Source organism: Agrobacterium sp. ST15.13.015 (assembly GCF_027871645.1).
GTDB lineage: Bacteria > Pseudomonadota > Alphaproteobacteria > Rhizobiales > Rhizobiaceae > Agrobacterium > Agrobacterium leguminum.
The window spans coordinates 25,855-49,837 of record NZ_JAQAHF010000014.1; the positions used below are offsets into that span (position 1 = coordinate 25,855).

The 23,983-nt window shown below is 59.9% G+C and carries 25 protein-coding genes and 1 tRNA gene; 12 read left to right on the forward strand and 14 right to left on the reverse strand.

Annotated features, from left to right (window positions below):
- The first annotated feature begins 166 nt into the window (after window positions 1–166).
- Window positions 167–919, forward strand: coding sequence for a bifunctional 2-polyprenyl-6-hydroxyphenol methylase/3-demethylubiquinol 3-O-methyltransferase UbiG (gene ubiG, locus PIB16_RS20385; RefSeq protein WP_065657110.1), 753 nt, complete (start codon window positions 167–169; stop codon window positions 917–919).
- A gap of 38 nt (window positions 920–957) precedes the next feature.
- On the opposite strand, the gene PIB16_RS20390 is transcribed toward ubiG, so the two are convergent.
- The 4 genes from PIB16_RS20390 to PIB16_RS20405 are packed head-to-tail and all read right to left on the reverse strand — an operon-like array spanning window position 958 to window position 3,382.
- Entirely contained in the window at window positions 958–1,386 is a 429-nt protein-coding gene (locus PIB16_RS20390) for a DUF1178 family protein (protein ID WP_003522554.1), read from the reverse strand.
- Window positions 1,383–2,243 carry a carbon-nitrogen hydrolase family protein gene (locus PIB16_RS20395; RefSeq protein ID WP_065657108.1) on the reverse strand — a complete coding sequence of 287 codons (861 nt, stop codon included), beginning with the start codon at window positions 2,241–2,243 and terminating at the stop codon, window positions 1,383–1,385. Before PIB16_RS20395 ends, PIB16_RS20390 begins: the two co-directional genes overlap by 4 nt.
- A 32-nt stretch (window positions 2,244–2,275) precedes the next feature.
- On the reverse strand, window positions 2,276–2,530 hold the full coding sequence (gene grxC / locus PIB16_RS20400; RefSeq protein ID WP_003522552.1) for a glutaredoxin 3: 255 nt from the start codon (window positions 2,528–2,530) through the stop codon (window positions 2,276–2,278).
- A gap of 60 nt (window positions 2,531–2,590) precedes the next feature.
- Window positions 2,591–3,382: a ComF family protein gene (locus PIB16_RS20405; RefSeq protein ID WP_271046265.1), complete on the reverse strand. Its 792-nt coding sequence runs from the start codon at window positions 3,380–3,382 to the stop codon at window positions 2,591–2,593.
- Window positions 3,383–3,525: 143 nt separating this feature from the next.
- Here PIB16_RS20405 and PIB16_RS20410 point away from each other — a divergent pair, with 143 nt between their 5' ends.
- Window positions 3,526–4,407, forward strand: coding sequence for a methyltransferase domain-containing protein (locus tag PIB16_RS20410; RefSeq protein WP_078053425.1), 882 nt, complete (start codon window positions 3,526–3,528; stop codon window positions 4,405–4,407).
- An 18-nt stretch (window positions 4,408–4,425) separates the two neighbouring features.
- Here PIB16_RS20410 and PIB16_RS20415 read toward each other — a convergent pair whose 3' ends face one another.
- From PIB16_RS20415 to PIB16_RS20440, 6 genes are all read right to left on the reverse strand, one after another.
- Complete coding sequence (locus PIB16_RS20415) at window positions 4,426–4,638, reverse strand: Flp family type IVb pilin (RefSeq protein WP_271046300.1); 213 nt, start codon at window positions 4,636–4,638, stop codon at window positions 4,426–4,428.
- Between the two features lie 70 nt (window positions 4,639–4,708).
- Window positions 4,709–5,023 (reverse strand): hypothetical protein, encoded by a 315-nt coding sequence (locus PIB16_RS20420; RefSeq protein WP_065657104.1) that lies wholly within the window; start codon window positions 5,021–5,023, stop codon window positions 4,709–4,711.
- Window positions 5,024–5,194: 171 nt separating this feature from the next.
- The gene (mutT, locus tag PIB16_RS20425; protein ID WP_220317421.1) at window positions 5,195–5,608 is read right to left on the reverse strand and encodes an 8-oxo-dGTP diphosphatase MutT; all 414 of its coding nucleotides are present in this window, start codon (window positions 5,606–5,608) and stop codon (window positions 5,195–5,197) included.
- The gene (locus PIB16_RS20430; RefSeq protein ID WP_220317422.1) at window positions 5,605–6,381 is read right to left on the reverse strand and encodes a GNAT family N-acetyltransferase; all 777 of its coding nucleotides are present in this window, start codon (window positions 6,379–6,381) and stop codon (window positions 5,605–5,607) included. The genes mutT and PIB16_RS20430 overlap by 4 nt, the downstream gene beginning before the upstream one ends.
- An 18-nt stretch (window positions 6,382–6,399) precedes the next feature.
- The gene (argJ, locus tag PIB16_RS20435) at window positions 6,400–7,641 is read right to left on the reverse strand and encodes a bifunctional glutamate N-acetyltransferase/amino-acid acetyltransferase ArgJ (protein WP_065657289.1); all 1,242 of its coding nucleotides are present in this window, start codon (window positions 7,639–7,641) and stop codon (window positions 6,400–6,402) included.
- Window positions 7,642–7,734: 93 nt separating this feature from the next.
- On the reverse strand, window positions 7,735–8,604 hold the full coding sequence (locus PIB16_RS20440; protein WP_080858141.1) for a peptidylprolyl isomerase: 870 nt from the start codon (window positions 8,602–8,604) through the stop codon (window positions 7,735–7,737).
- Between the two features lie 242 nt (window positions 8,605–8,846).
- Between PIB16_RS20440 and secA the strand changes: the two genes are divergently transcribed.
- The 5 genes from secA (at window position 8,847) to PIB16_RS20465 (ending at window position 16,630) form a co-directional block, all read left to right on the forward strand.
- Window positions 8,847–11,564 (forward strand): preprotein translocase subunit SecA, encoded by a 2,718-nt coding sequence (secA, locus tag PIB16_RS20445; RefSeq protein WP_271046266.1) that lies wholly within the window; start codon window positions 8,847–8,849, stop codon window positions 11,562–11,564.
- A gap of 135 nt (window positions 11,565–11,699) precedes the next feature.
- On the forward strand, window positions 11,700–12,593 hold the full coding sequence (locus PIB16_RS20450; RefSeq protein WP_078053421.1) for a DMT family transporter: 894 nt from the start codon (window positions 11,700–11,702) through the stop codon (window positions 12,591–12,593).
- Window positions 12,594–12,674: 81 nt separating this feature from the next.
- Window positions 12,675–13,877: a glucans biosynthesis protein MdoC gene (mdoC, locus tag PIB16_RS20455; protein WP_271046267.1), complete on the forward strand. Its 1,203-nt coding sequence runs from the start codon at window positions 12,675–12,677 to the stop codon at window positions 13,875–13,877.
- Between the two features lie 57 nt (window positions 13,878–13,934).
- Window positions 13,935–15,350 carry a Wzx-type polysaccharide biosynthesis protein UppV gene (gene uppV / locus PIB16_RS20460; protein ID WP_065657100.1) on the forward strand — a complete coding sequence of 472 codons (1,416 nt, stop codon included), beginning with the start codon at window positions 13,935–13,937 and terminating at the stop codon, window positions 15,348–15,350.
- A gap of 8 nt (window positions 15,351–15,358) precedes the next feature.
- Window positions 15,359–16,630 (forward strand): GNAT family N-acetyltransferase, encoded by a 1,272-nt coding sequence (locus PIB16_RS20465; RefSeq protein ID WP_065657099.1) that lies wholly within the window; start codon window positions 15,359–15,361, stop codon window positions 16,628–16,630.
- Window positions 16,631–16,685: 55 nt separating this feature from the next.
- On the opposite strand, the gene uppQ is transcribed toward PIB16_RS20465, so the two are convergent.
- Window positions 16,686–17,321, reverse strand: a complete 636-nt coding sequence (gene uppQ, locus PIB16_RS20470; RefSeq protein ID WP_065657098.1) for a polysaccharide biosynthesis GNAT family N-acetyltransferase UppQ — start codon at window positions 17,319–17,321, stop codon at window positions 16,686–16,688.
- Window positions 17,322–17,616: 295 nt separating this feature from the next.
- On the opposite strand from uppQ, the gene PIB16_RS20475 reads away from it, so the two are divergent.
- Both PIB16_RS20475 and PIB16_RS20480 read left to right on the forward strand, forming a co-directional pair.
- Window positions 17,617–17,701: transfer RNA gene (locus PIB16_RS20475), tRNA-Leu, on the forward strand.
- Between the two features lie 267 nt (window positions 17,702–17,968).
- Complete coding sequence (locus PIB16_RS20480; protein WP_078053374.1) at window positions 17,969–18,484, forward strand: disulfide bond formation protein B; 516 nt, start codon at window positions 17,969–17,971, stop codon at window positions 18,482–18,484.
- Between the two features lie 30 nt (window positions 18,485–18,514).
- Here the strand turns inward: PIB16_RS20480 and PIB16_RS20485 are convergent, their stop codons facing one another.
- Window positions 18,515–19,072 (reverse strand): HNH endonuclease, encoded by a 558-nt coding sequence (locus tag PIB16_RS20485; RefSeq protein ID WP_003585610.1) that lies wholly within the window; start codon window positions 19,070–19,072, stop codon window positions 18,515–18,517.
- 326 nt (window positions 19,073–19,398) lie between these two features.
- Between PIB16_RS20485 and PIB16_RS20490 the strand changes: the two genes are divergently transcribed.
- The 3 genes from PIB16_RS20490 to PIB16_RS20500 all read left to right on the forward strand — a co-directional run bounded on the left by PIB16_RS20490 (window position 19,399) and on the right by PIB16_RS20500 (window position 21,437).
- Window positions 19,399–19,698, forward strand: a complete 300-nt coding sequence (locus PIB16_RS20490; protein ID WP_271046268.1) for a hypothetical protein — start codon at window positions 19,399–19,401, stop codon at window positions 19,696–19,698.
- 146 nt (window positions 19,699–19,844) lie between these two features.
- Window positions 19,845–20,450: a transglutaminase-like cysteine peptidase gene (locus tag PIB16_RS20495; protein ID WP_271046269.1), complete on the forward strand. Its 606-nt coding sequence runs from the start codon at window positions 19,845–19,847 to the stop codon at window positions 20,448–20,450.
- Between the two features lie 195 nt (window positions 20,451–20,645).
- Window positions 20,646–21,437 carry a metallophosphoesterase family protein gene (locus PIB16_RS20500; RefSeq protein WP_271046270.1) on the forward strand — a complete coding sequence of 264 codons (792 nt, stop codon included), beginning with the start codon at window positions 20,646–20,648 and terminating at the stop codon, window positions 21,435–21,437.
- Window positions 21,438–21,503: 66 nt separating this feature from the next.
- Here the strand turns inward: PIB16_RS20500 and PIB16_RS20505 are convergent, their stop codons facing one another.
- Both PIB16_RS20505 and PIB16_RS20510 read right to left on the reverse strand, forming a co-directional pair.
- A complete protein-coding gene (locus PIB16_RS20505; protein ID WP_125144884.1) occupies window positions 21,504–22,451 on the reverse strand; it encodes a polysaccharide pyruvyl transferase family protein in 948 nt (315 codons plus the stop codon).
- 36 nt (window positions 22,452–22,487) lie between these two features.
- Window positions 22,488–23,960: a lipopolysaccharide biosynthesis protein gene (locus PIB16_RS20510; RefSeq protein ID WP_142844751.1), complete on the reverse strand. Its 1,473-nt coding sequence runs from the start codon at window positions 23,958–23,960 to the stop codon at window positions 22,488–22,490.
- Window positions 23,961–23,983 lie beyond the last annotated feature (23 nt).

Below are 23,983 nucleotides of genomic sequence, written 5' to 3' on the forward strand. Positions count from 1 at the left end.
GAAAATACGCGGTTCTGCATGAACGCAGCATGAAACAAATGAGGCATCCAATCAGTTCCACCTGCGGCAATCAGCGCCCGATAAATCGCCGCCGGGATGGACCGCCGGTCTTGACTTCGAGGGGCAATCATCCGACTTCAATGCAACAGCAATATGGAGCATAACCATGAGCGAAACCGCACAGACGACCGTCGACCAGAGCGAAGTGGATCGCTTCTCCGCGATGGCTGCGGAGTGGTGGAGCCCGACCGGCAAGTTCCGCCCGCTGCACAAGTTCAATCCGGTGCGGCTCGAATATATCCGCAACCGCATCTGCGATAATTTCGGCCGCGACCCAAAGGCGCACCGCCCGCTGGAAGGGCTGCGCATACTGGATATCGGCTGCGGCGGTGGCCTTCTCTCCGAACCCGTTGCACGCATGGGCGCAGATGTGGTGGGCGCCGATCCCTCGGAAAAGAATATCGGCATCGCCTCCACCCATGCCCGCGAAAGCGGGGTCAGTGTCGATTACCGCGCCGTGACTGCCGAGCAGTTGCAGGAAGCCGGCGAAACCTTCGACGTCATCCTCAACATGGAGGTGGTCGAGCATGTGGCCAATGTCGATCTCTTCGTCACCACCTGCGCGAAAATGGTGCGCCCCGGCGGCCTGATGTTCGCCGCCACCATCAACCGCACGCTCAAAGCCCGGGCACTGGCGATCTTTGCCGCCGAAAATGTGCTGCGCTGGCTGCCGCGCGGCACCCACCAGTATGAAAAGCTCGTTCGCCCGGAAGAGCTCGAGCGGCCGCTGGTGGCGAGCGGCATGGATATCGTCCACCGCACCGGCGTCTTCTACAACGTGCTGCAGGATCGCTGGAATCTGTCGCCGGATATGGATGTCAACTACATGATGCTGGCGAAGCGGCCGGCGCAGGGGTAATCCCGGACGCTATTTGAGTGAGGTCGTCCTAAAGAAATTCAGTTGACGTCGTCGGGCAGCACCGGCAGCGGCGCGATCTCGATACCCTCGTCCAGCAGGGCCTTGGCGTCCTGCGCCGAGGCATTGCCGATGATGCCGCGCTCATCCGCTTCGCCATAGTGGATCTTGCGGGCTTCTTCCGGAAATTTATCGCCGACATCTTCCGCATTGGCGCGGATATTGGCAACGGCCTCGCGGATTTTTGCAAGCGCCTCTTTTCTGGCGGTATCCATGGCCAGCGTCTGGCGTTCGTCTTTCTTGCGGGCGGTGGAAACCGAAGGCGCCATCAAAAGCTTGGAGACCTGCACGGAGTTGCAGACCGGACAGGACAGGAAACCGCGCTGCAACTGATCGTCGAAATCGTCGCTGCCGGCAAACCAGCCTTCGAACTCATGGCCCTTTTCACAGGCCAGCGCATAACGGATCACGCCGCTTCACCTCCGGCAGGTTTCAGGGGAATAACCGTATCCAGACCGAACTCGCGGGCATTGCGGAGATTGGGAATTTTTCCGCGTGCGGCAGCCACCAGCGACGTATCGATCTCGGCGAAGATGATCTCTTCGCCAGCGCCGCCGGCAACGGCCAGAACCTTGCCCCATGGGTCGATGATGATGGAATGGCCGAAGGTCTCCCGCCCGTCCTCATGCACGCCGGCCTGCGCGGCGGCGATGACGAAAGCGCCGTTTTCGATGGCGCGGGCACGCAGCAGGATTTCCCAATGCGCCTCCCCCGTCTGTCGGGTGAAAGCCGCCGGAACGGTCAGAACCTCCGCACCTGCCAGCGCTTCCGCGCGGAACAGCTGCGGGAAACGGACGTCATAGCAAATTGCGAAGCCGAATTTCCCCAGCGGAAGTTCGGCGATACGCGCCACTTCGCCGGGTTGATAGGCAGCGCTTTCACGCCAGCTTTCACCATTGTCGAGATCGACATCGAACATATGGATCTTGTCATAGCTGCAGATGCGCGAACCATCCGGCGCGAAGAGAAAACCGCGATTGGCGATCTTGCCATCCGGGCGGGCAATGGCCGTGGAGCCGACATGGACATGAATGCCGAGTTCGCGGGCAAGACGGGCGGCCGTCGCAACGATGATATCGCCATCGTCATCACGCAGTTGCGCACGCAGCGCCTGCCGGTCCTTCTGGATTGCGCCCGTCATTTCCGGGGTCTGCACATAAACGGCGCCCTCGGCCGCAGCCGCACGCACCAGCCGTTCCATATCGGCGGCGTTTCTTGCCGGATCGACGCCGGAGCGCATCTGAATGGCGGCAGCCTTGAAACCCATCACATCCTCCATACCCGCAAGGTCGCGGCCGATCAGGCGGCCAGCAGCGCGTCCAGTTTACCGGCGCGCTCCAGCGCGTGCAGATCGTCGCAACCGCCCACGTGCTGGCCGTTGATGAAGATTTGCGGGAACGTCGTTCCGCCGGATTTCTCGATCATTTCCTGCCGGTATTCCGGCGTCGTCGTGGCGTTATATTCGGCATAATCCACGCCCTTGCTGTCCAGCAGCGCCTTGGCGCGCGCGCAATAACCACAAAAATCCCGCGTATAGATCGTCACCGGTGCCATGTTCTCAAAGCCCTCGCAAACGTGCGGTAAAACGCACGATAAAGTCATGTCATTCAGGTTTCATATAGGCCCGGAAATGGCCATTGCAAAGGTCAAAACCGTCACATCCGCGGCACCGGCTTTGCGCAGGGCGCGGCTTGCCGCACCCACCGTCGCGCCAGTGGTATAGACGTCGTCCACCAGCACCACGCGCCTGCCATGAACATCTGTTTCCCGGCCGGGTGCGAGCGCGAAAGCGCCGCGCACATTATCCCGCCGGGCGAGTGCGGATAGCCCCACCTGCCGCTCTGTCGGCTTCACGCGCAGCAGCGTGCCGGCAAGCAAGGGCTTGCCGGAGGCCCTGGCCAGATGCCGCGCTAGCTCGGCGGATTGATTGAAACGGCGGCGCAGGAAGCGGTTGCGATGCAATGGAACGGGCACGATGCAATCGCAGGCATCCACCGTTCCGTCACTTGCCCTCAGCATCCACAGCGCCATCAGGCGGGCGAGATCGGTCCGGTCCTGATATTTCAGCCGGTGCACCAGCTTGCGGGCGGTTCCCTCATGGCTTGCAACGGCGCGCAGCCGGTCAAAAGGCGGCGGTTCGGCAATCGCCTGCGCGCTGACGAAACCATCTCCGTGGTCCCGCGCGAAGGGAATGCCCAGAACCTCGCAAAAAGGGCGATCGATAAAGGCCACATCCCACCAGCAATCCGCGCATAAGGCGCCCTCGCCGCCGGTCATGCGGGTGCAGCCCGCGCAGGTTGGCGGGTAGACCATGCGGAAGACCGCACGCCACATGTCTCCCGCCGCCGCCGGCACGGCCGCAGACTTAGACAGCAAAACCGAAAACAGACTTTCACCAGCACCCATGAGGTTGACTTTACCGCCGAACGGGTGCCTTTGCGAGAGCGATAGTTCCTTCCCGACACCGGGAAAACGGTGCCCAAAACGGCATGAGACCAACGATACGGCCCGCCGATCCCAAAGGCGTTTGAGGCCGAGCAGGCAAGATGATGGATATTCTCTTTGACCAGGCCCTGATCGAACAAAACCGTCGCCGGGCGTGGAACCAGCGCGACGACAAGGCCCTGTTTCTTCTCGATATGGCGGCCGAAGAGCTGGCCGACAGGCTTGCCATCGTCGAGCGCCAGTTCGAGACCGCAATCGAACTTCACGGCGGCACCGGCGTCACCGCCCGGCGGCTGGCGGAGACCGGCAAGGTGGATACCATTCGCCGTATCGAAACCGAGAGCTGTTTTGCGACGGATGCGAATATTCCCGACGCCGCTTCCATGGAACATCTGCCGCTCGAGGAGGCCTCCGCCAACCTCATCGTTTCACCGCTTGCCCTGCATCTGACCAATGATACGCCCGGCGCGCTGATCCAGATCCGGCGGGCATTGAAACCGGACGGCCTGTTTCTCGGCGCCATTCCCGGCAGCGGCACCCTGCAGGAACTGCGCGACGTGCTGCTGACCGCCGAGGCGGAACTGACCGGAGGCGCCAGCCCGCGCGTCATTCCCTTCGCCGATGTCCGCGATGTCGGCGCGCTTTTGCAGCGCGCCGGCTTTGCGCTCCCCGTGACCGATGCGGAAAGCTACACCGTGCGTTACGATTCGATTTTCCCGCTGATGCGCGACCTGCGCGCCATGGGCATGGCCAATCCGCTGGCAAGCCGCAGCAGAAAGCCGCTCAACCGCGCCTTTTTCCTGCGCGCGGCGGAGCTTTACGCCGAACGATATTCCGATCCTGACGGGCGGATAAGGGCGACATTTTCCATCATCTATGTATCGGGCTGGGCGCCGCACGAAAGCCAGCAGAAACCGCTGAAACCCGGCTCCGCCAAGGTGCGGCTTGCCGATGCCTTAAGGACAACCGAGGTGAAGCTGTCCTGAGCGATCAGCCGAAAGGCTTCAACTCGCCAAAGTGTCTACGATGAACTGAAACACGGCATTGATATTGCTGCTTATGCTGCCTGCGCCAGCGATGAGGGCGGCGGAAATCAGCCCGGCGATCAAGCCGTATTCAACCGCTGTCGCACCGTCTTCGCTTTTGCAAAATTTGATAAAAAAATGCAGCACAGGATATTCCCCATCCGCCATCCGGTGCGTTGCGACAACCGGCATCTGCCCTGTTGAAATCAACTCTATCCTAGGTCGGCGATGTGAGGAATCCGTTATCTTTGATGGTAAACGATCAGCAACCGCTCTCGTTGCTATAACCCCTGACCACGCAGGGCATTTCCGGCATTGGCTGGGTGATGCTGCGACGGATGGAATAGGTCTTGCCCACATCGGTCTTCTTGATGGAGCCCGTGCTGATCATGTCGTAATTATCGGGAAACTGCGCCACCCGCGTGGAGGATTTTCCGGCAAGCATGGGAGTGACGATGAGTGAGAGCGCGATAACCGCCGTGCCGAAAAGCAGCGCCACATTGAGTACGCCGGTGCGACGGGATTTGTGGGAATACAAGTGACGACCTTCCACCGTCTTCCAGAAATCCTCGTTCATGAGCAACCTCGTCTCGCGCAGTTTACCGCTTCTTTAGCTTAACAATCTGCCAGAGGGTGCTGAACGATCTCTTAACACAGCCCCGTTTTGGCACGGCAAAGCGCTGCAAACGGGGCATTTTCACGAAGCTGTGACGGGATAATACGCGAGGACCTCGGGGGCTTCCCGATTTTATAGCAGATCCTGCAGGAAGGGGATGAGCGGCTCATCGGCCGGCGGCATGGGGTAATCGCGCAGTGCCTGCGGCTTCACCCATTTAATCGCCTGCCCTTCCCGGCCATGCGCAATGCCCTCATAACGGCGGCACACGTAAAGCGGCATCAGGAGGTGAAAGGTCTCATAGGTGTGGCTGGCAAATGTCAGCGGTGCGAGGCAAGCGACCTTGGTTTTGATGCCCAGCTCCTCGTCCAGTTCTCGGACAAGGGTTTCCTCCGGCGTCTCGCCATGCTCCACCTTGCCGCCGGGAAATTCCCACAGGCCCGCAAGCGACTTGCCTTCCGGACGCTGCGCCAGAAGAATGCGGCCATCCTGATCGAGAAGGGCGCAGGCGGCGACCAGCAGGATTTTTTTGCCTACCTCGCTCATTCGCCGGCCCCCTTGCGCCAGTAACGATAACGATAAGCCTCGGAGAAGCCGAATTTCTCATAAAGGGCGATGGCAGGCGCATTGGTGGAAACCACCTGCAGCCAGGCGGTTTTTGCGCCGCTGATTCTCGCCCAGCGCAGTGCCGACGACAAAACCTGCGTGCCGAGGCCCTTTTTGCGCTGCGACTTTTCGACATCGAGGGAGATGATGCCGGCAAGATCATTGTCCTGCACGCAGATCACGGTCGCGAGCGGATTGCCTTCCACTTCCTCATTGATGAAGAGGCCGAGCGCCGGCTTGATGGAACTGACGATTTCCGCAATTGCCGGGCGCAGCGCCGGGTCGCTATCGCTGACCTTGATGCTCGCCTCGACAAAACGGCCGATATCGTGGCTCGGCAGGCTGACCAGCGTTTCGGGCAGCTCCATGCCAGAGAGATCGGCCGTCATGACCGTGACCTCTTCGAACACGGACCAGCCGTCATTCGAGAGAAATTCTCTCAGCTGCGGCGGCATCAGCGTCGTTTCGCGCACCACCAGCGGTCGGCCGAAATCTTCAAAACGCTTGCGCGCCTTTTCCAGCCGCACCGCGCTGTTTCCGTAATCGGACGGGTCGAGCGGCACCACGCAGTTGATGCGCTTGGAGGGGTGCGAGCCCGTCAGGCGGATTTGCCAGCTACCGTCATAAATCACCGACGAGGCAGGCCATGCCCGGAAGCTGACGGCTTCCAGACGGCGAACCAGCGGCAGATTGACGGCCTTATTGTCCTGCATTCTCTTCGGCTCCAACGGTCAGCTCCGATAGTCGCCGTTGATCGCAACATATTCTTTCGTCAGATCACAGGTCCAGACGGTGGCAGTGCCCTGACCGAGACCGATATCCACCTTCACCGGAATGTCTTCGAGACGCATCACCGCGCTGGTTTCCGCCTCCGAATAATCCGGGTCGCGCTCGCCGTTGACAGCCACGCGCACGCCGCCGAACCAGATGGCGAGGCGGTCACGGTCGGCCATTTCGCCGGACTTGCCGACGGCCATGACAACGCGGCCCCAATTGGCGTCTTCGCCGGCAACCGCGGTCTTCACCAGCGGCGAATTGGCGATGGAGAGGGCAATCTTCTTGGCGGCGGCATCGTTTTCCGCGCCCGTTACGGTGACTTCCACCATCTTGCGCGCGCCTTCGCCGTCACGAACCACCTGCAGGGCGAGGTCCTTGAGGAGATCGTTCAGCGCGGCGCGGAAGCCGGCAAGGCGCTCGTCGTCGGCGCTCGTTACCTTCACCTGGCCGTCTTCAGCGGCAGCACCTGTCGCAAACAGCATCAACGTATCGGAGGTGGAAGTGTCGCTATCGACAGTCACGGAATTGAATGTCGGGCCAACACCGGCAGACAGCAGCGACTGCAGGGCGGCAGGCTCAATATCGGCATCCGTCACCACGAAAGAGAGCATCGTCGCCATGTCGGGCGCAATCATGCCAGCACCCTTGGAAATGCCGTTGATCGTCACGATCACGCCGCCGATCTCGGCGGTGCGGGTCGAAACCTTGGGATAGGTGTCGGTCGTCATGATCGCCTTGGCGGCTTCCTGCCAGAAATCGGCTTCCGCCCTGACATTCATGTCGCCGAGAACGCCGGCAAATTTCGAAGCATCCAGCGGCTCGCCGATCACGCCCGTCGATGCCAGGAAGACCTCGCCTTCCGAGCAGCCAACGGCAGCGGCGGCGGATTTCGCCGTCAATTCGGTCGCGGCCTTGCCCTTGACGCCGGTAAAGGCATTGGCATTGCCGGAATTGACCACCACGGCGCGCGCCACGCCGCCGCCGAGATTGGCACGGCAGAAATCGACCGGGGCGGAAGGGCATTTCGATTTGGTGAAGACGCCGGCGACGCTTGCCGGCTTGTCGAACACCATCAGCAGAACGTCGGTGCGGTTCTTGTACTTGATGCCGGCGGCAGCCGTCGCCATGCGAACGCCGCGCAGCGCAGGCATGTCGGGATAGGATTTCGGAGCGAGCGGGGAAACGGCAACGGACATGGGAAGCGCCTGAAATTCTGGAAATGGGAAGTATGGAAATGCCAGAGATGAAACGGGGCGGCCTTTAAAGCCGCCCCATAACAAGGGTAATTCTTACTGCTGCGGCTGCGGCTGAGCCTGCTGTTCCTTCGTGGCTTCGTCGTAGCCCTTCTTCAGCGTCTCATCCATGATTTCAATCTTCTGGTCGGCCTTTGCCTTCTCGATGAGGGCAACGTACTTGTCGCGCATGACAAGCTGACGAACCTGCGGCTCGACCTGCTCGAAAGCCGGCGGCGGTGCGATGCGCTTGTCTTCCAGCTTGATGACGTGGAAGCCGAACTGGGTCTTCACCGGAGCCTTGGTGTAGGCGCCCTTTTCGAGACCGAAAGCGGCTTCTTCAAATTCCGGCACCATGCGGCCCTTGCCGAACCAGCCGAGATCGCCGCCGTCATCCTTGTTGGAATCGGTCGACTTTTCCTTGGCGAGCGCGGCGAAATCCTTGCCCGAATCAAGCTGCTTGATGATGTCCTTGGCTTCGTCCTCGCTGGCGACGAGAATGTGCGCGGCCTTGATTTCCTCTTCCTGCGGCAGGGCTGCGACTTCCTTGTCGTAGCGAGCCTTTACTTCGTCAGCGGTAACGGCATCGACGACATGCTTGCGGAAATAGGCGTTGTGCAGCTCACGGTCCTGGATGAATTCCATGCGCTTCTTGAAATCTTCAGTCTTTTCCAGACCTTCGGCGCTGGCGTTCTTCACCAGAAGCTTGACGTCGATCGCGCCGGAAAGGGCTGCAACCTTCTTCTGCTCATCGGGAAGCTGCGCGAGCTGCGGGTCGAGGTTGCTCATGGCGAGGTCGAGTTCGGACTGGTGGATTTCCAGATCGCCGACCTTGGCGACAACCTTGTCTTCCTGTGCGAAAGCCGGAAGCTGGAGGCCGAGCGTGGCCACAATCACCGCAGCCGCAATTTTATTATAGCGCAACATTTTGAACCTTTCGGGGACAATGCCGGCTCCAGACATGGTTTCCGGCTCTGAAAAAACTTCCAAACACCGGATTGTGGCCATTCTGTAACGGGCAGAACCGTTGACATCATTTGCCCCCCCTCTTATCTGTCACGCAACCTCGCGTCCAGATACGTTGAAGGGCGAAGTCCGTCATTTATGCTGAAATCGGCGTGACGGAGAAAAGCGCCCGGCAAAACGGAATTTCAGAAAGGGCCAGTAAGATGGTCAGTCTCGGCGGAATAGCCCGCAAGTTGTTCGGTTCGGCAAATGACCGCCGCGTCCGCTCCTATAAAAGCAAGATCGCAGCCATCAATGCGCTGGAAGAAGCCACCAAGGCGCTCTCCGACGAAGCGCTGGCGGCCAAGACCGCTGAGTTCCGCCAGCAGCTTGCCGACGGCAAGACGCTGGACGACCTGCTGATCCCGGCTTTCGCCGTCGCCCGCGAAGCGTCGCGCCGCGTTCTGCATATGCGGCCCTTCGACGTGCAGCTGACCGGCGGCATGATTCTGCATGGAGGCGCCATCGCCGAAATGAAGACCGGTGAAGGTAAGACGCTGGTGGCGACCCTTGCGGTCTACCTCAACGCCCTTGCCGGCAAGGGCGTGCATGTCGTCACCGTCAACGACTATCTCGCCAAGCGTGACGCGGCCACGATGAGCAGGCTCTACGGCTTCCTCGGCCTGACGACCGGCGTGATCGTCCACGGGCTGGACGACGACCAGCGCCGCGAGGCCTATGCGTGCGACATCACCTACGCGACGAACAACGAACTCGGCTTCGATTATCTGCGCGACAACATGAAATATGACCGCGCCCAGATGGTTCAGCGCGGCCACAACTACGCGATCGTCGACGAAGTCGACTCCATCCTGGTCGACGAGGCGCGCACGCCGCTCATCATTTCCGGCCCGCTGGACGACCGTTCCGACCTTTACAACACCATCGACGCCTTCATTCCGCTGCTGACGCCGGAAGATTACGAAATCGATGAAAAGCAGCGCTCGGCCAACTTCTCCGAAGACGGCACCGAGAAGCTCGAGAACCTGCTGCGGCAGGCGGGCCTCCTGAAGGGCGAATCGCTTTACGACGTCGAAAACGTCGCCATCGTTCACCACATCAACAATGCGCTGAAGGCCCACAAGCTCTTCACCCGCGACAAGGACTATATCGTCCGCAACGACGAAATCGTCATCATCGACGAGTTCACCGGCCGCATGATGCCGGGCCGCCGTTATTCCGAAGGTCAGCATCAGGCTCTCGAAGCCAAGGAAAAGGTGCAGATCCAGCCGGAAAACCAGACGCTTTCCTCCGTCACCTTCCAGAATTATTTCCGCATGTACGAAAAGCTGGCCGGCATGACCGGCACGGCCGCGACGGAAGCGGAAGAATTCGGCAACATTTACGGCCTCGACGTCATCGAAGTGCCGACCAACCTGCCGATCCAGCGTATCGACGAGGACGACGAGGTTTACCGCACTGGCGAGGAGAAGTTCCAGGCGATCATCACCGAGATCAAGGCGGCGCATGAACGCGGCCAGCCGGTTCTGGTGGGCACGACCTCCATCGAAAAATCCGAGCTTCTGGCCCATCTCCTGCGTCAGTCCGGCTTCTCCGATTTCCAGGTCCTGAACGCCCGTTACCACGAGCAGGAAGCCTATATCGTTTCGCAGGCTGGCGTTCCGGGTGCGGTCACCATCGCCACCAACATGGCTGGCCGCGGTACCGACATCCAGCTCGGCGGCAACGTCGACATGCGGCTTGAGCGCGAGCTCGAAGGCATGGAGCCGGGTCCGGAGCTTGATGCGAAGGAAGCGGCTATCCGCGCCGAGATCAAGGTTCTCAAGGAAAAGGCCCTTGCCGCCGGCGGTCTTTACGTCATCGCGACCGAACGCCACGAGAGCCGCCGTATCGACAACCAGCTGCGCGGCCGTTCCGGCCGTCAGGGCGACCCGGGCCGCTCGAAATTCTACCTGTCGCTCCAGGACGACCTGATGCGCATCTTCGGTTCCGAGCGCATGGACAGCATGCTTCAGAAGCTCGGCCTGAAGGAAGGCGAGGCAATCGTCCATCCGTGGATCAACAAGGCGCTGGAACGCGCCCAGAAGAAGGTCGAAGCCCGCAACTTCGAGACCCGCAAGAACCTTCTGAAATATGACGACGTGCTGAATGACCAGCGCAAGGTCATCTTCGAACAGCGCCTCGAGCTGATGGAAGCCGACAATATCGGCGAAACCGCAGCCGATATGCGCCATGAAGTGATCGAAACGCTCGTCACCAAGCATATTCCGGAAAATGCCTATGCGGAACAGTGGGATATTGCAGGCCTGAAGGCCGGCATCGCCCAGTTCCTCAACCTCGACCTGCCGGTGGAGGAATGGGCCAAGGAAGAAGGCATCGCCGAGGACGATATTCTCCAGCGTGTTACCGAGGCCGCCGACAAATACGCCGCCGAGCGCGCGGAACGTTTCGGCCCCGAGATCATGACCTATGTGGAACGCTCGGTCATTCTCCAGACGATCGACCATCTGTGGCGCGAACATATCGTCAACCTCGACCATCTCCGTTCCGTCGTCGGTTTCCGCGGTTATGCCCAGCGCGACCCGCTGCAGGAATACAAGGCGGAAGCCTTCGAACTCTTCCAGGCGCTGCTCGCCAATCTGCGCGAGGCCGTTACCGCCCAGCTGATGCGGGTGGAACTGGTGCAGCAGGAACCTCAGCAGCCGGAACTGCCGGAAATGACGGCGCATCATCTCGACCCCAATACGGGCGAAGACGAAATGGCGCTGGGCCAACAGGCCGCGCCCGCCGCCTTCGTGCCGGCCGAGGATCGCGATCCGGAAAACCCGGCCACCTGGGGTCGCATCGGCCGCAACGAAATGTGCCCCTGCGGCTCCGGCAAGAAATACAAGCACTGCCACGGCGTTTACGAACAGGCCTGAGGCAGTTCCTGACAGACAAACGAAATCGCCCGCACCTTCGGTTGCGGGCGATTTTCGTTGCACCCCTCGATCGCTGTTGACGGATATCGGCAATTTCCAATATGGGAGCCGGATCGTCTTCCGGAAAAAGCTTTCATGGCCCCTCGCGACTTCGCCGCCTATGTTTTTCTCGCACTCGCGTGGGGAATGTCCTTCCTGCTGCTTTTGCATGTCGTCGAGGCCTTCGGCTGGATCGGCGCGGTCACGCTCCGTTCGCTGGTCACCGCCGTCACCCTGTTTCTGATCGCGATTGCGGCGCGCCGAAAGCTTGCATTTTCCGCGAGCTGGCGCGCCTTCGCCGTCGTCGGCGCAACAACGGTCGCGGGACAGTTGATCGGCCTCTCCTATGCGACGCCGCTGGTCGGCACCGCCATGGCGGCCATTCTGGTGGCCACCATCCCGCTTTTTTCCATGCTCATTTCACAGGTCTGGGGACTTGAACGCCTCACCAAACAGGGCTTTGCCGGACTCATCATCGGCTTTAGCGGCATCTTGCTGCTTGTCGGCTTCCCCGCCGTGCCCGTCACGACCGGCTTCATCATCGGCTGTGCCGCCGCCCTCGCCGCCTGCATCTGCGCCGCCTATGGCAGCAACTATGCCAGCCGCTATCTCAAGGGCGTGGGTTCGTGGGAAATCACTATCGGCTCCTTTCTCACGGGCGGGCTGATGACATTGCCGCTTCTTCTGGCCGTGCCCCTGCCCGGAGCACCGCGCCTCATCGATTACGGTTATCTTCTCGTACAGGCGGTGGTCATGAGCGGCCTCACCTACATCACCTATTTCAAGCTTGTCTCCTCAATCGGCGCAACCAGGGCGATCAGCGTGGAATTCGCCGTGACCGTCGTTGCGGTCCTCGTCGGCGCGCTTGTGCTGGATGAGCCGCTTTCGCTTCCCCAGCTTTTCGGCGCCGGCATCATCATTCTGGGCTGTGCGCTGGTCCTCGATCTCATGCCGAGAAAAAAGGCTCCGCCCACACCCTCCGGGGCGTGAAGGGTTTATTAGCGTTTTCCACCAATAGTCGTGCTGGTCATTGCCGATCACACGGGATCGCGCCTGCGGCGCGAGGGAAAAATGCAACCGGGCAAATCAGACTACGAGCACTACTGGGACCCGCTAAGGGCGCTCCTCATGCTGCTTGGCATTCCCTATCACGCCTCCCTCCTCTACAGCTACGCCCTGCCATGGGACATCAAGGATTTCGACACCAGCCCGCTTCTGAGCGCGCTGGGTGCCGCACTCGTCACCTTCCGCATGCCGGCATTTTTTCTGGTGGCCGGCTATTTTTCCACCATGGTCATCGGCAAGAAGGGCAAGATGCGCTGGCTGAGACAGCGTTTCCTGCGCCTCGGCGTGCCCTTTATCGTCGCGGTCCTTCTGCTCGGGCCATCACAGCTTTTCCTGCTGCAACTGGCCGGCGTCGCCAAAGGCGATATCCCGGCCGACCGGCTGCTTGAGAACCTGCCCGGCCTGCTGCGCCCGAGCGAACAGTGGATCATGCATCTATGGTTCCTGCCGGCCCTTATCTTCTATTCGATCCTGCTTGCCGGCCTGCTGTTTCTCTTGGAACGTCCGCCAGTAGCCTATGTGAGAGATTGGTTCGGCAGCCTGCGGCAGGGGCATACCTCCCTGTTTTTTGCAATGCTCTGCCTCGTACCTGTTGTGTGGGAATTGACGATCTACGGATCCGGCCAGCTTGCAGCAAAGAGCGGAAGCGGCCTCTTTTTTCTCTATGAACGCGCTTCCGATCCCTATGCGCGTTACCTGCCATTCTTCCTCATTGGCGCGCTGCTGCACCGTGACCGCGCCCTCTTTCACCGCTTCCGCCAGACGGGCCTTCTCACCGGCGTCATCGCGGCGGGCGCCATCGCGACGGCGGTGACCCTGCGCCTGCAATATCCCTTTTCGAATTCGGCCCTGCTGGTGCTGGCGTCGGCAATTGCGGCGGTGACGGCAAGCCGTCTGTTGATAGACCTCGCCTGCCGTTATTTCGACAGGCCGAGCCGGCTTGCCAGACGCATGACGGATGCGTCCTTCACCATCTACCTGTTTCACCATCCGCTGATCTACGCCTTCGGAACGCTGTTCATCCTCATTGCGCTGCCGCCGATCGTGGAATTTACCATCATCGTCGCGGCCACCACGGCGGCGGCCTATATGCTGCATCAGGCGATACGCCTCAGCCCGCTCGCCCTTTTCCTGTTTAACGGCATCCGCAAGCCACGCGTGGCGGACGATATTGGCACACGGGCCGGCGCGTCCCAAACCCTTCGTTAAGGATGAAGCGCGTATGATCGGCCTGCCTATTCAACTGGAAATGATGGCGTGTGGATCATGGCTATCCTCAACACGGCGGAAAAAGCCTTACCCGCAGGCCTGCGCGCGAAGCTTTCGCCGCTGGTAGCGAAAGTCGCCGTTGTTCTTTCCGGCGGGGATGAGGTCTCCCGCGCGCAGCGCATGGCGCTGGTTGCGTTTGCGGTGCGCATCGTCAGCGCCGGTATAGCCTTCATTTCCCAGATCATTCTTGCCCGCCTGATGGGCGAATTCGAATACGGCCTGTTCGCCTTCGTCTGGGTTCTGGTGATCCTGTTCGGCAATCTTTCCTGTCTCGGTTTTCACACCACCGTCATCCGCTTTTTACCCGGCTATCGTCTGGAGGATGCCCATGACAAGATCATGGGGCTGACCTCGACGGCGCGGGTCTTCGCCATGCTTTCGGCGAGCGCGCTTGCGATTTTCGGTTTCGTTTTCCTGTATTTCTTTGGCGAGAGCATCGCCTCCTATTATCTCATTCCCGTGTCGCTCGCGCTTTTCACCCTGCCGATGGTGGCGCTGGGCGATGTGCTGAACGGCACCGCGCGCGCCAATGGCTGGGCGGTCTCCGCACTCAGCCCCACCTATATCGTTCGCCCGGTGCTGATCCTGCTGTTCATGCTGGTGGCAATCGGTCTTGGCGCGGAAAAAACCGCAACGACGGCCATGCTGACGGCCCTTCTTGCCACCTATGTCACCACGCTTTTCCATTTCGCCTTCATGAACCGCAGGCTCAACCGGCATTTCCGCAGCACGGTCCGCAGGGTGCATTTCCGCCACTGGATAAGGTTCGCCTTCCCGATGTTCCTGATCGACGGCATCGGTTTTTTGATGACCAATTCCGATGTGGTGATCGTCGGGCTTTATCTGCCGCCGGATCAGGTTGGCATCTATTTTGCTGCGGCAAAAACCATCGTGCTGATGCAATTCGTGTTTTTCTCGGTGCAGGCGGCCGCCGCCCCACGCCTGGCCGCCCTTATGTCGGCCAATGACCGGCAGGGGCTCGCCGGTTTCGCCAGTCAGGCCGCGCGCTGGGCCTTCTGGCCATCACTCGGCGTCGGCAGCGTGGTGCTTCTGGCCGGCCCGTTCCTGCTGTCGCTGTTCGGTCCCGGCTTCGTTCAGGGTTATGAGCTGATGTTCTTCCTTTTCGCCGGTTTCCTCGCCAAGGCGCTGATCGGCCCGGGGGAAACATTGCTGAACATGGCCGGCAAACAAAAATTGTGCGTCGTGCTTTATATTATTATCTTCGGTTGCAACATTGCACTCAACATGGCGCTCATTCCGGTCTATGGTCTGGCAGGGGCAGCGGCAGCGGTGGCGATAGCCATGTGCATAGAAGCTGTGCTATTGCATATTGCCATTCGCCGCACACTCGGGATCGTCCTTTTTGCCTTCAACGATCCCCGGGCGGGTCAAAACACTGGGAAGGCGGTGTAACGATAAGCATGTCCAGCGATCCAAAGAATCCGGATTTTCAGGACCCGCGCATCGCGGCACTTATGGCGTCCGCGGAGCGTGACCGCCCCGTGGCCGACAGCAGCCGACGCGTGGGCCGCGATGGCCGGGAATTCTGCATCTATCCGGGTCAGCTCGGTTATGACATGCAGGAAGAACTCGACTTTCTGTCCAACCGCGTCATGGAGGCGAATGTCTTTTTCACCGGAAGGCTTCTCGCGCCCGCCATGCCGCGCATCGAGGACAAGTCCGTGCGCTTCGCCCTCATTCGCGACGAGAATGGCGCCAGAAGCCGCATGCGCTTCCTGATGCCCTTTACCGTGGAAAAGCCGGGCTTTTCCATCGGTCCCTCCATCATTCGCGTCTGGGCCAATCCATTCGGGCCGCTCGGCACGCCGCTGGTCGACACCGAAGGCGCCGCCGAAACCCTCGACAATCTTTTCGATGCGCTTTCCGACAGCAACATGCGTCTGCCGAATGTTCTGGTTCTGCCGGACATTCGGCTGGAAGGGCCGTTTGCCCGCATGTTCAAAGCCATCGCGCTCAGCCGCAACCTGCCGGTGACGACGACGGGCAATTATTACCGGCCGATGCTGGAGAGCCTTCTCGATGGCAGGGCCTATCTGCGAAACGCCCTTGCGCCGCACCATTTGCGCGAAATGAACAGGCAGTGGCGGCAGCTCGAAAAACTTGGGGCCCTCTCCTATACCGTTACCCGGCAGCCAGCGGACGTGCGTTACCGCATGGAGGAGTTTCTGGCGCTGGAGGCGAGCGGCTGGAAAGGCCGCAAACGCACCGCGCTGGTCAACGACCGTTATCGCGCCGCCTTCGCCCGCGAGGCGATCACCAATCTGGCGGAAGCGGATGCGGTGCGTATCCACACCATCGATCTCAATGGCAGCGCCATCGCCTCCATGGTGGTGTTCATCACGGCGGGCGAGGCCTATACGTGGAAGACCGCTTTCGACGAGAGCTATGCGCAATTTTCTCCCGGCAAGCTGCTGGTGCAGAAACTGACCGACTGGCATCTGGATGACGCCAACATTCTGCGCAGCGACAGCTGCGCCGTGCCCGATCATCCGATCATGAGCCGCTTCTGGCAGGAACGTCAGGAAATGGGTACGCTGGTCGTCGGGCTTGCCCAGAACAGCGACCGGGACGTGCGTCAGGTTTCCACGCAGGTGGACATGTACCGCAACACCCGCAATCTCGCCCGCAGCCTGCGGCAGAAGATCCTGTCCTTCGGACGCAAGGGCAATTGATCCGAAGGGCGCCGTTGGCGCCCTTCGAAGTTTTCTGACACGGGCAAAGCCTGCTTCAGCGCGAGGCCGTCCGGATCATTTTGCACAGTTTCGTCAGCGCCGCATCGTATCCGCCGCCCAGAATATCGACACAACGGCGGGCGAGCTTGATCTGCTCGGTCCGCGACATATCGTTATAGGCTTGCAGAGCATTGCGCATCGCGCCCGGAGACACTGTGCCCGAGCCGCCGGGATTGGTGGTGCTGCCGCCGGGATTTCCGGGCGTGCCGGTCGAACCGGAGCCGCCGATACCGACGCCAACGCCGAGACCGACACCGCTCGAGCCCCCCACATTGGCCCCGACATTGGCATTGATGCCATCCGAGCCGCCAACGGAAGCGTTCACACCGGCATTGACGCCGCTGGAACCGCCCACGGATGCATTGACATCCGCATTGACCCCATTGCTGCCGCCGACCGATGCGTTGACATCCGCACCCAGCCCGCCGCCGCTCCTGCCGCCGACATCCGCACTGGCGTTAACGCCACTGCTGCCGCCAACGGAGGCATCGACCCCGAGCCCGCCACTACCATTGTCGCCAACACTGGCGTTAACCCCATTCTCGCCACCGATCCCGATATCCAGCGCATGGGCGTTGATCGGCAGGATCAGGCAGGCGGACAGTAATAAATTGCGAGAAAAAGCCCTCATAATTTCCTCCCTATGAGTTTGGCCATTCCCGCCCCGCGTGGAAACTCCACACTGACATCATAATTCAATTAGTAATTGCGTATATTCCAATTTATTAGAGGTGCCTAATATTATCCTAATGCCGCAACTGCAGGTGTCGCGATCCGGCACAGCCGCCCTCCGCACCAGTTTGATCGACGGCCCGGCAAAGACGGAAAACCGCCCGTGCAAACAGGCGGAATTCAAAAGGATAAGTCAGCTTTGGGGTTGCACGCATGGCCTTGAGCATGATAGACGCCGTGGCATTACCACCGTTGCCCCAATGGCGGAACTGGTAGACGCGCCGCACTCAAAATGCGGTTCCGAAAGGAGTGCTGGTTCGATCCCGGCTTGGGGTACCATTTCCTAAAAGCGCATTGATTTCTCTAAGCTTTGACCAGCATGCGTCAGTGAACTCTTCGACGGTCTCACGCCGCCGAAAAGCTCACGAAACTTTGCTTGCGCGCCTCCGAGTATTACCGGGCTTTCATTTGCCAGATGCGGCGGACTCGATTAGACGAATCCCGTTACACCCCGTGAAGACCGGCGACTTAATTTCGCCATCACGCCCGCCTTTTTGAAAGCCCGTCCGGGATATCTGCTTCTTCGCGAAGTTTGAGGAAAACAACATGGCCAATGCGACCACCGCCGACAATAGCCGCACGCTCGCCGCTCTCGGCGTCACGGCGGGAATGATCTTCACCGTCGGCTCCGCCCTCGGTTTCCAGCATATTGGCGGTTATACGCCCTGCGCGCTGTGCCTGCTGCAGCGCGATCCCTATTATTACGCGATTCCGCTGGGCATATTGGCCATTGCGACCAGCGTCTTCAAATTGCCGGTCCAGATCACCCGGCTGCTGCTTGCCCTTATCGGCGTGGCGATGCTGATCGGCGCCGGGCTCGGCGTTTATCACGCCGGTGTGGAATGGGGTTTCTGGGAAGGGCCGATCACCTGCGCAACCGGGGCGCCTTCCATCACCACCAATGCCGGCGATCTGCTGGGCAATCTGAACGCCATCAAGGCCCCCTCCTGCAACGACGCTGCCTTGCGGGTGCTCGGCCTTTCCTTTGCGGGCTGGAATGTCATTGCAAGCGTTGCACTTGCGGCAGTCGCCTTTTTTGGCGCGAGCCGTAAAAGCCGGTAAGCGGAAAACCGCGTTGCAGTCCTCGAAAGATCAGGGCTGCAGCTCGGTATCCCAGTAAAGATAGTCCATCCAGCTTTCGTGCAGATAATTGGGCGGGAACAGCCGCCCGTTATTGTGCAGATCCTGAACCGTCGGCTGGAAGGGCTTCTGCGCCGGGAACATGCCCGCCTGCTTGGGAAGCTTGCTGCCTTTTTTAAGGTTGCAGGGAGAGCACGCCGCAACGACATTGTGCCAGGTGGTTTCACCGCCATGCGCGCGGGGAATCACATGGTCGAAGGTCAATTCGTCCCGCGTGCCGCAATACTGGCATTCGAACTTGTCCCGAAGGAAAACGTTGAAGCGGGTGAAGGCGGGGTTGCGGGTGGGCTGCACATAGGTCTTGAGGCTGACGACGCTCGGCAGCCGCATGGAAAAGCTGGGGGACGACACCGCGTGATCATATTCTGCAATGATGTTCACACGGTCTAGAAAGACAGCCTTGATCGCGTCCTGCCAGGACCATAACGACAAGGGATAATAACTCAGTGGCCTGTAGTCTGCGTTCAGAACGAGCGCCGGCAGGGCCTGTGGTGAAACTGCAATCGTCAAGGGCTTCTCCTGAGCGATTCGGCATCTGCACTTGTATATTAGGTCCGTTGTTACAGGATTGTGAAGCCTATAAATGCAGCGGCGAAGAGCTTAATTTTTGAGCCGTAGAATGGCCTTTTTCGCCTTCCTGCCGCATCGGCCAGCGGTGACACCTCCTGGCGTTGTGACACCGCTGGCCGATGCGGCAGGAAGGCGATTCGGGCCTTCGCCAGGCACAAATCCTTCTCACACCGGATGCACTATCGGTGATATGATTACCCCCGACGGACGACTGGAAAATCAATGCGCGCCGGGCATGGCAAATGTGCGGCAAGGGAGGAACGGTCATGTGGTTGGGCGGGCAGCAAGCGGCAGCATTCCGGGGCGGACTGGCGGCCGGTGTTCTGACCGCCATGATCTTCCTCTCCGTGGGCGCCCATGCCCAGCAGTATCAGAATTTGGAAGTGACACCGGATGGCCGCGGCGGGGCGCAGGGAACGATCGGCGGGCGCAATTTCGAAGTTTACCGAAATTACGACCGGCCGCCGGCAAGCCGCGCCTTCCCCGAGACCCGGCGTGAACTCAGGCGGGCTGTCCCGCAGCAGACCTGTATTGTCGACACCGAGGGCAGGACCCGCTGCAGGTGAGCGCGACCCCGGCTTTCCGGCTGTTTTCAGCGCGCTGTAACAAAATTAGATTTCGTTAAAATGCAATCTATCGACTTAAACGGCCCGCAAGAATGGGTCGCTATGGTGCCAGGCACAAGACAAGACAATTGTGCAGGGGCAAGGACATGGCGAAGAGAACAATCCGTCTGGCAAAGATTTTTGTCGTCGCTGCCGGCGTGGCGGCAAGTGTTGCGACAACGGCATCAGCCGTCCAGCTCGGTGGCCTTGCCCAGAAGCCCGGCGCCTCGCGGCCCGGCCAGTTCATGACCACGAGCCGTCCCACCATCGCACCCATTGCCTTTGCGAAATTCTGTGAAAGCGCCGCCGACCAGTGCCTGCGGATTGGCGACCGCGATACGGTGGAACTGAGCAAGCAGAAGCGCACCGAACTCCAGCGCATCAACGCCGAGATCAACACCTCGATAATCTATGCCAGCGAACAGGACGGCGAAGACGACTGGAAACTGAACCCGGCAAGCGGCGACTGCGAAGATTTCGCGGTGACCAAGCGGCAACGCCTCCTGCGCGCCGGCTGGCCTTCAGGCGCCCTGCGCATCGCAACAGCCCGCACAACGGATGGCATAGGACATGCCGTTCTGGTGGTCAGCACCAGCCAGGGCGATCTGGTGCTGGATAACCGCACCAATGTCGTCAAGCCATGGAAAGCGGTGGATCTGAAATGGATCAAGATCCAGTCGCACGAAGACCCGCGTGTCTGGCTGAAACTCTAGAACACGGTTTCAGGCCGAAGCCGCCCTTTCGGACGGCAGGCATTTCGGTTGACGGTTCAAGGCGCCGTATCTTTCGACCGTCAAAACGGGTATTGTTTCCCCACAGAATCGGCGCGTCAACGCAGCTTTGGCGGGCGATGCGACAGCCGCCTTAAACGCTCTTGACCTTGTGCGGGAGAGACAGTATCGGCAGCTATGCCCAAGGTGCTCAACTGGATTCGCGGTCGTAAACAACCAGCCTCCCGCGACGACCGGAGGCGGCGCAGAATTGACCTTGGTGACAAGCCGGCCTCCTTCCCGATCTATGCCATTGGCGACGTGCATGGCAGCCTCGACCTGCTGTTGCAGGCGGAGCGGAAAATCCTTGCCGATCTGGGGCCTGACCCTTCTCCCGCGCTGGTCGTTCTCCTCGGTGACTATGTCGATCGCGGACGCGATTCCCGTGGCGTTCTCGAACATTTGCTGCAGCCGCCACCCGCGCCGCTGCGCCGCATTGCGCTTTGCGGCAACCATGAGCAGCTCTTCCATGATTTTCTCGAAAATCCGCAGCAGAATATGCACTGGCTGGACTTCGGTGGCCGCCAGACGCTTTTATCCTACGGCGTCGATATCGACTATTTCCTGCAAAAGGGCCGCCTGAGACTGCAGCCATTCAGGGACGCCCTGCTCGGCGCAATTCCGCAACCCCACCGCCAGCTTTTATCCAGCCTGCCGATCTACGCCCGGATAGGACCCTATATTTTCGTGCATGCCGGCTTAAGACCGGGATTGCCGCTGGAGGCGCAGACGGATGAGGACATGCTCTGGATCCGGGAACCTTTCCTGTCGCAGGGGGCCGGGCTGGACCTCGTCGTCATCCACGGCCACACGCCGGTAACCGAACCGGAAACCGGCCCGCAACGGATCGGCATCGACACGGGTGCATTCACCACGGGCAGGCTTACCGTTCTCAGGCTTTCGGATGCGGGCTTGCACCTGATCGGTTGAGATGAACAATCGGCTCATTTCCAGAAAGACGACCCTGATGCGCGCGCGCGACGGATTGCGGAGTTTTCACGCTCTCCTGAACTGCTGTTTCCAGCTTTCGATTGCCTCCACCGGCAACTTTATCGGCGGCACCCCGCTCCCGGAAATCCAGTTCGACATTCTGTCGAAATCCTTACGATCCATGGCCGGCAAACCAGTATCCTTGGAAATTTCCGTGGCCCGGTTGTCGACTTTGACGATTAGGGCACGGCGAAATTTCTGCATCGCACGAATGCCGCCATGCAGGCGCGTTCCCACGAAATCCACATCCTCATTATCAAGAAAGTGGTTATAGGCCGCGAGCGTCGGATCGATGAACTTCAGCCCGGAAATATTCATGGAAGCAAGATAAGCCGCATCTTCGCGCTGCTGCGGCCAGAAATAGACGTTGTCGTAACGATCCTTCAGAATTTCAATCATCTTCTTGTCCTCCTCCTGGCGGTTGAGGTAGAAGGTCAGCGTTGTGACAACGGAAGAGGCCTTGGAAGTAGGGATGGACCTGCAATGGTCCGGATCAAGGCCCCACATGGTCGGGCAAGAGGTGTTCAGAACCTTCTTGCCCAATGACCTAAGTTTTTCGGCGGTGTAATTATCACGCACCGCATGTGTGAATTCATCCGACAGAATTTTTTTCAGAATCCAGCGCGAATAAGCGTTCGGCTGTTTCATGTAATTCATCCAGCCGCAGCCGAGCAGAACAGCCTCCCGGAAGGCGAATGCATCCCACGGCAGCAACTTCCACAAAACGCGGGCTTCCATGTTCGATGCGAGAATATTGGTGCCGGCAACAAAGGCAGCTTCGCTCTTGCGCAGCAGCGATTTCGAGACGTTCGTCATATATTCATGCGTCGCCACATGATAGGGATAAGCTTGAGGAACAACCTCAAGCAGCACCTCCTTGACGGCATCGAGAATGATCTGATCGCCGAGATTGTCCGAGGCTACGGTTGTATCGAGAATGGTAATCGTCTTCATTGGAACCTCGTCCTGAAATTAAGTCGTTCTGCAATTTCATTTTCGTGAAAAAAGCGCCCTGGCCTCTTTGAGCACCCCCCGTATGTCCCCGGGCATGGTGATAAAAAGCAGAGCCGGATAGATCACCGCCCCTGCCGAGACCAGCAGGCATAGTGTTACCGGTTTGGAGAAACGTTCCCCCATCATCCAGTAAAGACCGCTAACCAGAACAGCCATGGTGAAGGCCGCGATGAGCGGTGGCATGCAGGTGCGAAGCGTGCCGCCTATCGAAATGCCGGCGCTGTTTCGGACACTGACCAAAGCGACCGGCCAAGTCAGATAAGCCCGCACGACATGAGCGAGAGTAACCGCCACCAAGCCGAAAGGCGCAGCGGCCAGACCAAGCCCACAGCCGATAACAACCTGCAAAAACGACAGGTACAGGGTTTTTCCGCCCTGCCGGATGGCGGTCAGCAGTGGCCAGACGAATGAATTGGCGACAAACGGCAAAGCTGTCAGACACAATAATTGCGTGACCGGTGCGGCGGCCGCCCAGTTTTCGCCGAAAGCAACGGGAACAAGAACAGGCGCCGTGGCCGCAAGACCGAGGAAACATGGGAAAGCAATGATGCCCGACAGCCGGATGAAGCCGAAATAGGCATGTTCGAGGGATTTGTTCTCGGCATTGATGCGTGCATAGCTCGTCAACGCCACCGATGTCAGTGGAATGACGGCCAGCTGACTGACGAGATCGATGCACCGCCATGACAACCGGATGTACCCCACGGCCGCGGTCGAGAGAAAGGTCGCGGCAATCAGCTCCTGCAGCCGGACATTGAGACCCACCAGGAAATTTGCCGCAAAGATGCGCGACCCGAAACTCCACTGATCCGCTACATAGGCTCTGATGAAACGCGGACGCGGGATCCATCCACAGGCAATCCAGTTCATACAAGTCGTCACAAGACTGGCAATCAGCCTCTGCACGACCATTGCCCATACGCCCCACCCATTCAGGGCCAGAGCGATTGCGATCACCCCGGCAAGAAAATTGGACAGGAGCGCACGCATGGCAAGCTTGCGAAACGCGAACTCACGCTGCAGGCGGGCTTCATGAATGGTGCCGGCACCCATAATGAAGAGTACGGTGGAGAGCGCCATCAAGACCGGGCTGAGTTCTGCAATTCCAAACAGGCCCGCGAGGAAAGGCGCCGCCAGCGAAAGCAAAGCGCACAGCACGGCTCCCCACAGGAGTGAAAACCAGAAGGCCGTGTCGGCATAGTCTTCGTCCAGCTCCGGTCGCTGCAGCACCGCCTCCGGCAATCCACCGCGGGCGATGACGAGGATGATATCCACGAAAACCGTTGCGATGGCGACAAGCCCAAACTCGTCCGGCGTCAGCAGGCGCGCCAGAATGAGGAAGACGACGAAAGACAGAAAGACGTTGCCATAACCGCCGACCGCACTCCACAGGGCGCTCGTGACCGAGCGCCTTTCAAGACGGGGAGCGTTTTCGTCCAACTTCAACATCTGCAAAACCCGGAAACACGGGA

Coding starts and splice junctions, on each gene's coding strand:
- uppV (WP_065657100.1), top strand. CDS start 13,935: ATGGCTATCCTCAACACGGCGGAAAAAGCCTTACCCGCAGGCCTGCGC.
- PIB16_RS20405 (WP_271046265.1), bottom strand. CDS start 3,382: ATGGGTGCTGGTGAAAGTCTGTTTTCGGTTTTGCTGTCTAAGTCTGCG.
- ubiG (WP_065657110.1), top strand. CDS start 167: ATGAGCGAAACCGCACAGACGACCGTCGACCAGAGCGAAGTGGATCGC.
- PIB16_RS20450 (WP_078053421.1), top strand. CDS start 11,700: ATGGCCCCTCGCGACTTCGCCGCCTATGTTTTTCTCGCACTCGCGTGG.
- PIB16_RS20440 (WP_080858141.1), bottom strand. CDS start 8,604: ATGTTGCGCTATAATAAAATTGCGGCTGCGGTGATTGTGGCCACGCTC.
- mutT (WP_220317421.1), bottom strand. CDS start 5,608: ATGAGCGAGGTAGGCAAAAAAATCCTGCTGGTCGCCGCCTGCGCCCTT.
- PIB16_RS20410 (WP_078053425.1), top strand. CDS start 3,526: ATGGATATTCTCTTTGACCAGGCCCTGATCGAACAAAACCGTCGCCGG.
- uppQ (WP_065657098.1), bottom strand. CDS start 17,321: ATGAGGGCTTTTTCTCGCAATTTATTACTGTCCGCCTGCCTGATCCTG.
- PIB16_RS20415 (WP_271046300.1), bottom strand. CDS start 4,638: ATGCCGGTTGTCGCAACGCACCGGATGGCGGATGGGGAATATCCTGTG.
- mdoC (WP_271046267.1), top strand. CDS start 12,675: ATGCAACCGGGCAAATCAGACTACGAGCACTACTGGGACCCGCTAAGG.
- PIB16_RS20430 (WP_220317422.1), bottom strand. CDS start 6,381: ATGCAGGACAATAAGGCCGTCAATCTGCCGCTGGTTCGCCGTCTGGAA.
- PIB16_RS20505 (WP_125144884.1), bottom strand. CDS start 22,451: ATGAAGACGATTACCATTCTCGATACAACCGTAGCCTCGGACAATCTC.
- PIB16_RS20490 (WP_271046268.1), top strand. CDS start 19,399: ATGTGGTTGGGCGGGCAGCAAGCGGCAGCATTCCGGGGCGGACTGGCG.
- argJ (WP_065657289.1), bottom strand. CDS start 7,641: ATGTCCGTTGCCGTTTCCCCGCTCGCTCCGAAATCCTATCCCGACATG.
- PIB16_RS20510 (WP_142844751.1), bottom strand. CDS start 23,960: ATGTTGAAGTTGGACGAAAACGCTCCCCGTCTTGAAAGGCGCTCGGTC.
- PIB16_RS20480 (WP_078053374.1), top strand. CDS start 17,969: ATGGCCAATGCGACCACCGCCGACAATAGCCGCACGCTCGCCGCTCTC.
- PIB16_RS20500 (WP_271046270.1), top strand. CDS start 20,646: ATGCCCAAGGTGCTCAACTGGATTCGCGGTCGTAAACAACCAGCCTCC.
- secA (WP_271046266.1), top strand. CDS start 8,847: ATGGTCAGTCTCGGCGGAATAGCCCGCAAGTTGTTCGGTTCGGCAAAT.
- PIB16_RS20395 (WP_065657108.1), bottom strand. CDS start 2,243: ATGGGTTTCAAGGCTGCCGCCATTCAGATGCGCTCCGGCGTCGATCCG.
- PIB16_RS20495 (WP_271046269.1), top strand. CDS start 19,845: ATGGCGAAGAGAACAATCCGTCTGGCAAAGATTTTTGTCGTCGCTGCC.
- PIB16_RS20465 (WP_065657099.1), top strand. CDS start 15,359: ATGTCCAGCGATCCAAAGAATCCGGATTTTCAGGACCCGCGCATCGCG.
- grxC (WP_003522552.1), bottom strand. CDS start 2,530: ATGGCACCGGTGACGATCTATACGCGGGATTTTTGTGGTTATTGCGCG.
- PIB16_RS20420 (WP_065657104.1), bottom strand. CDS start 5,023: ATGAACGAGGATTTCTGGAAGACGGTGGAAGGTCGTCACTTGTATTCC.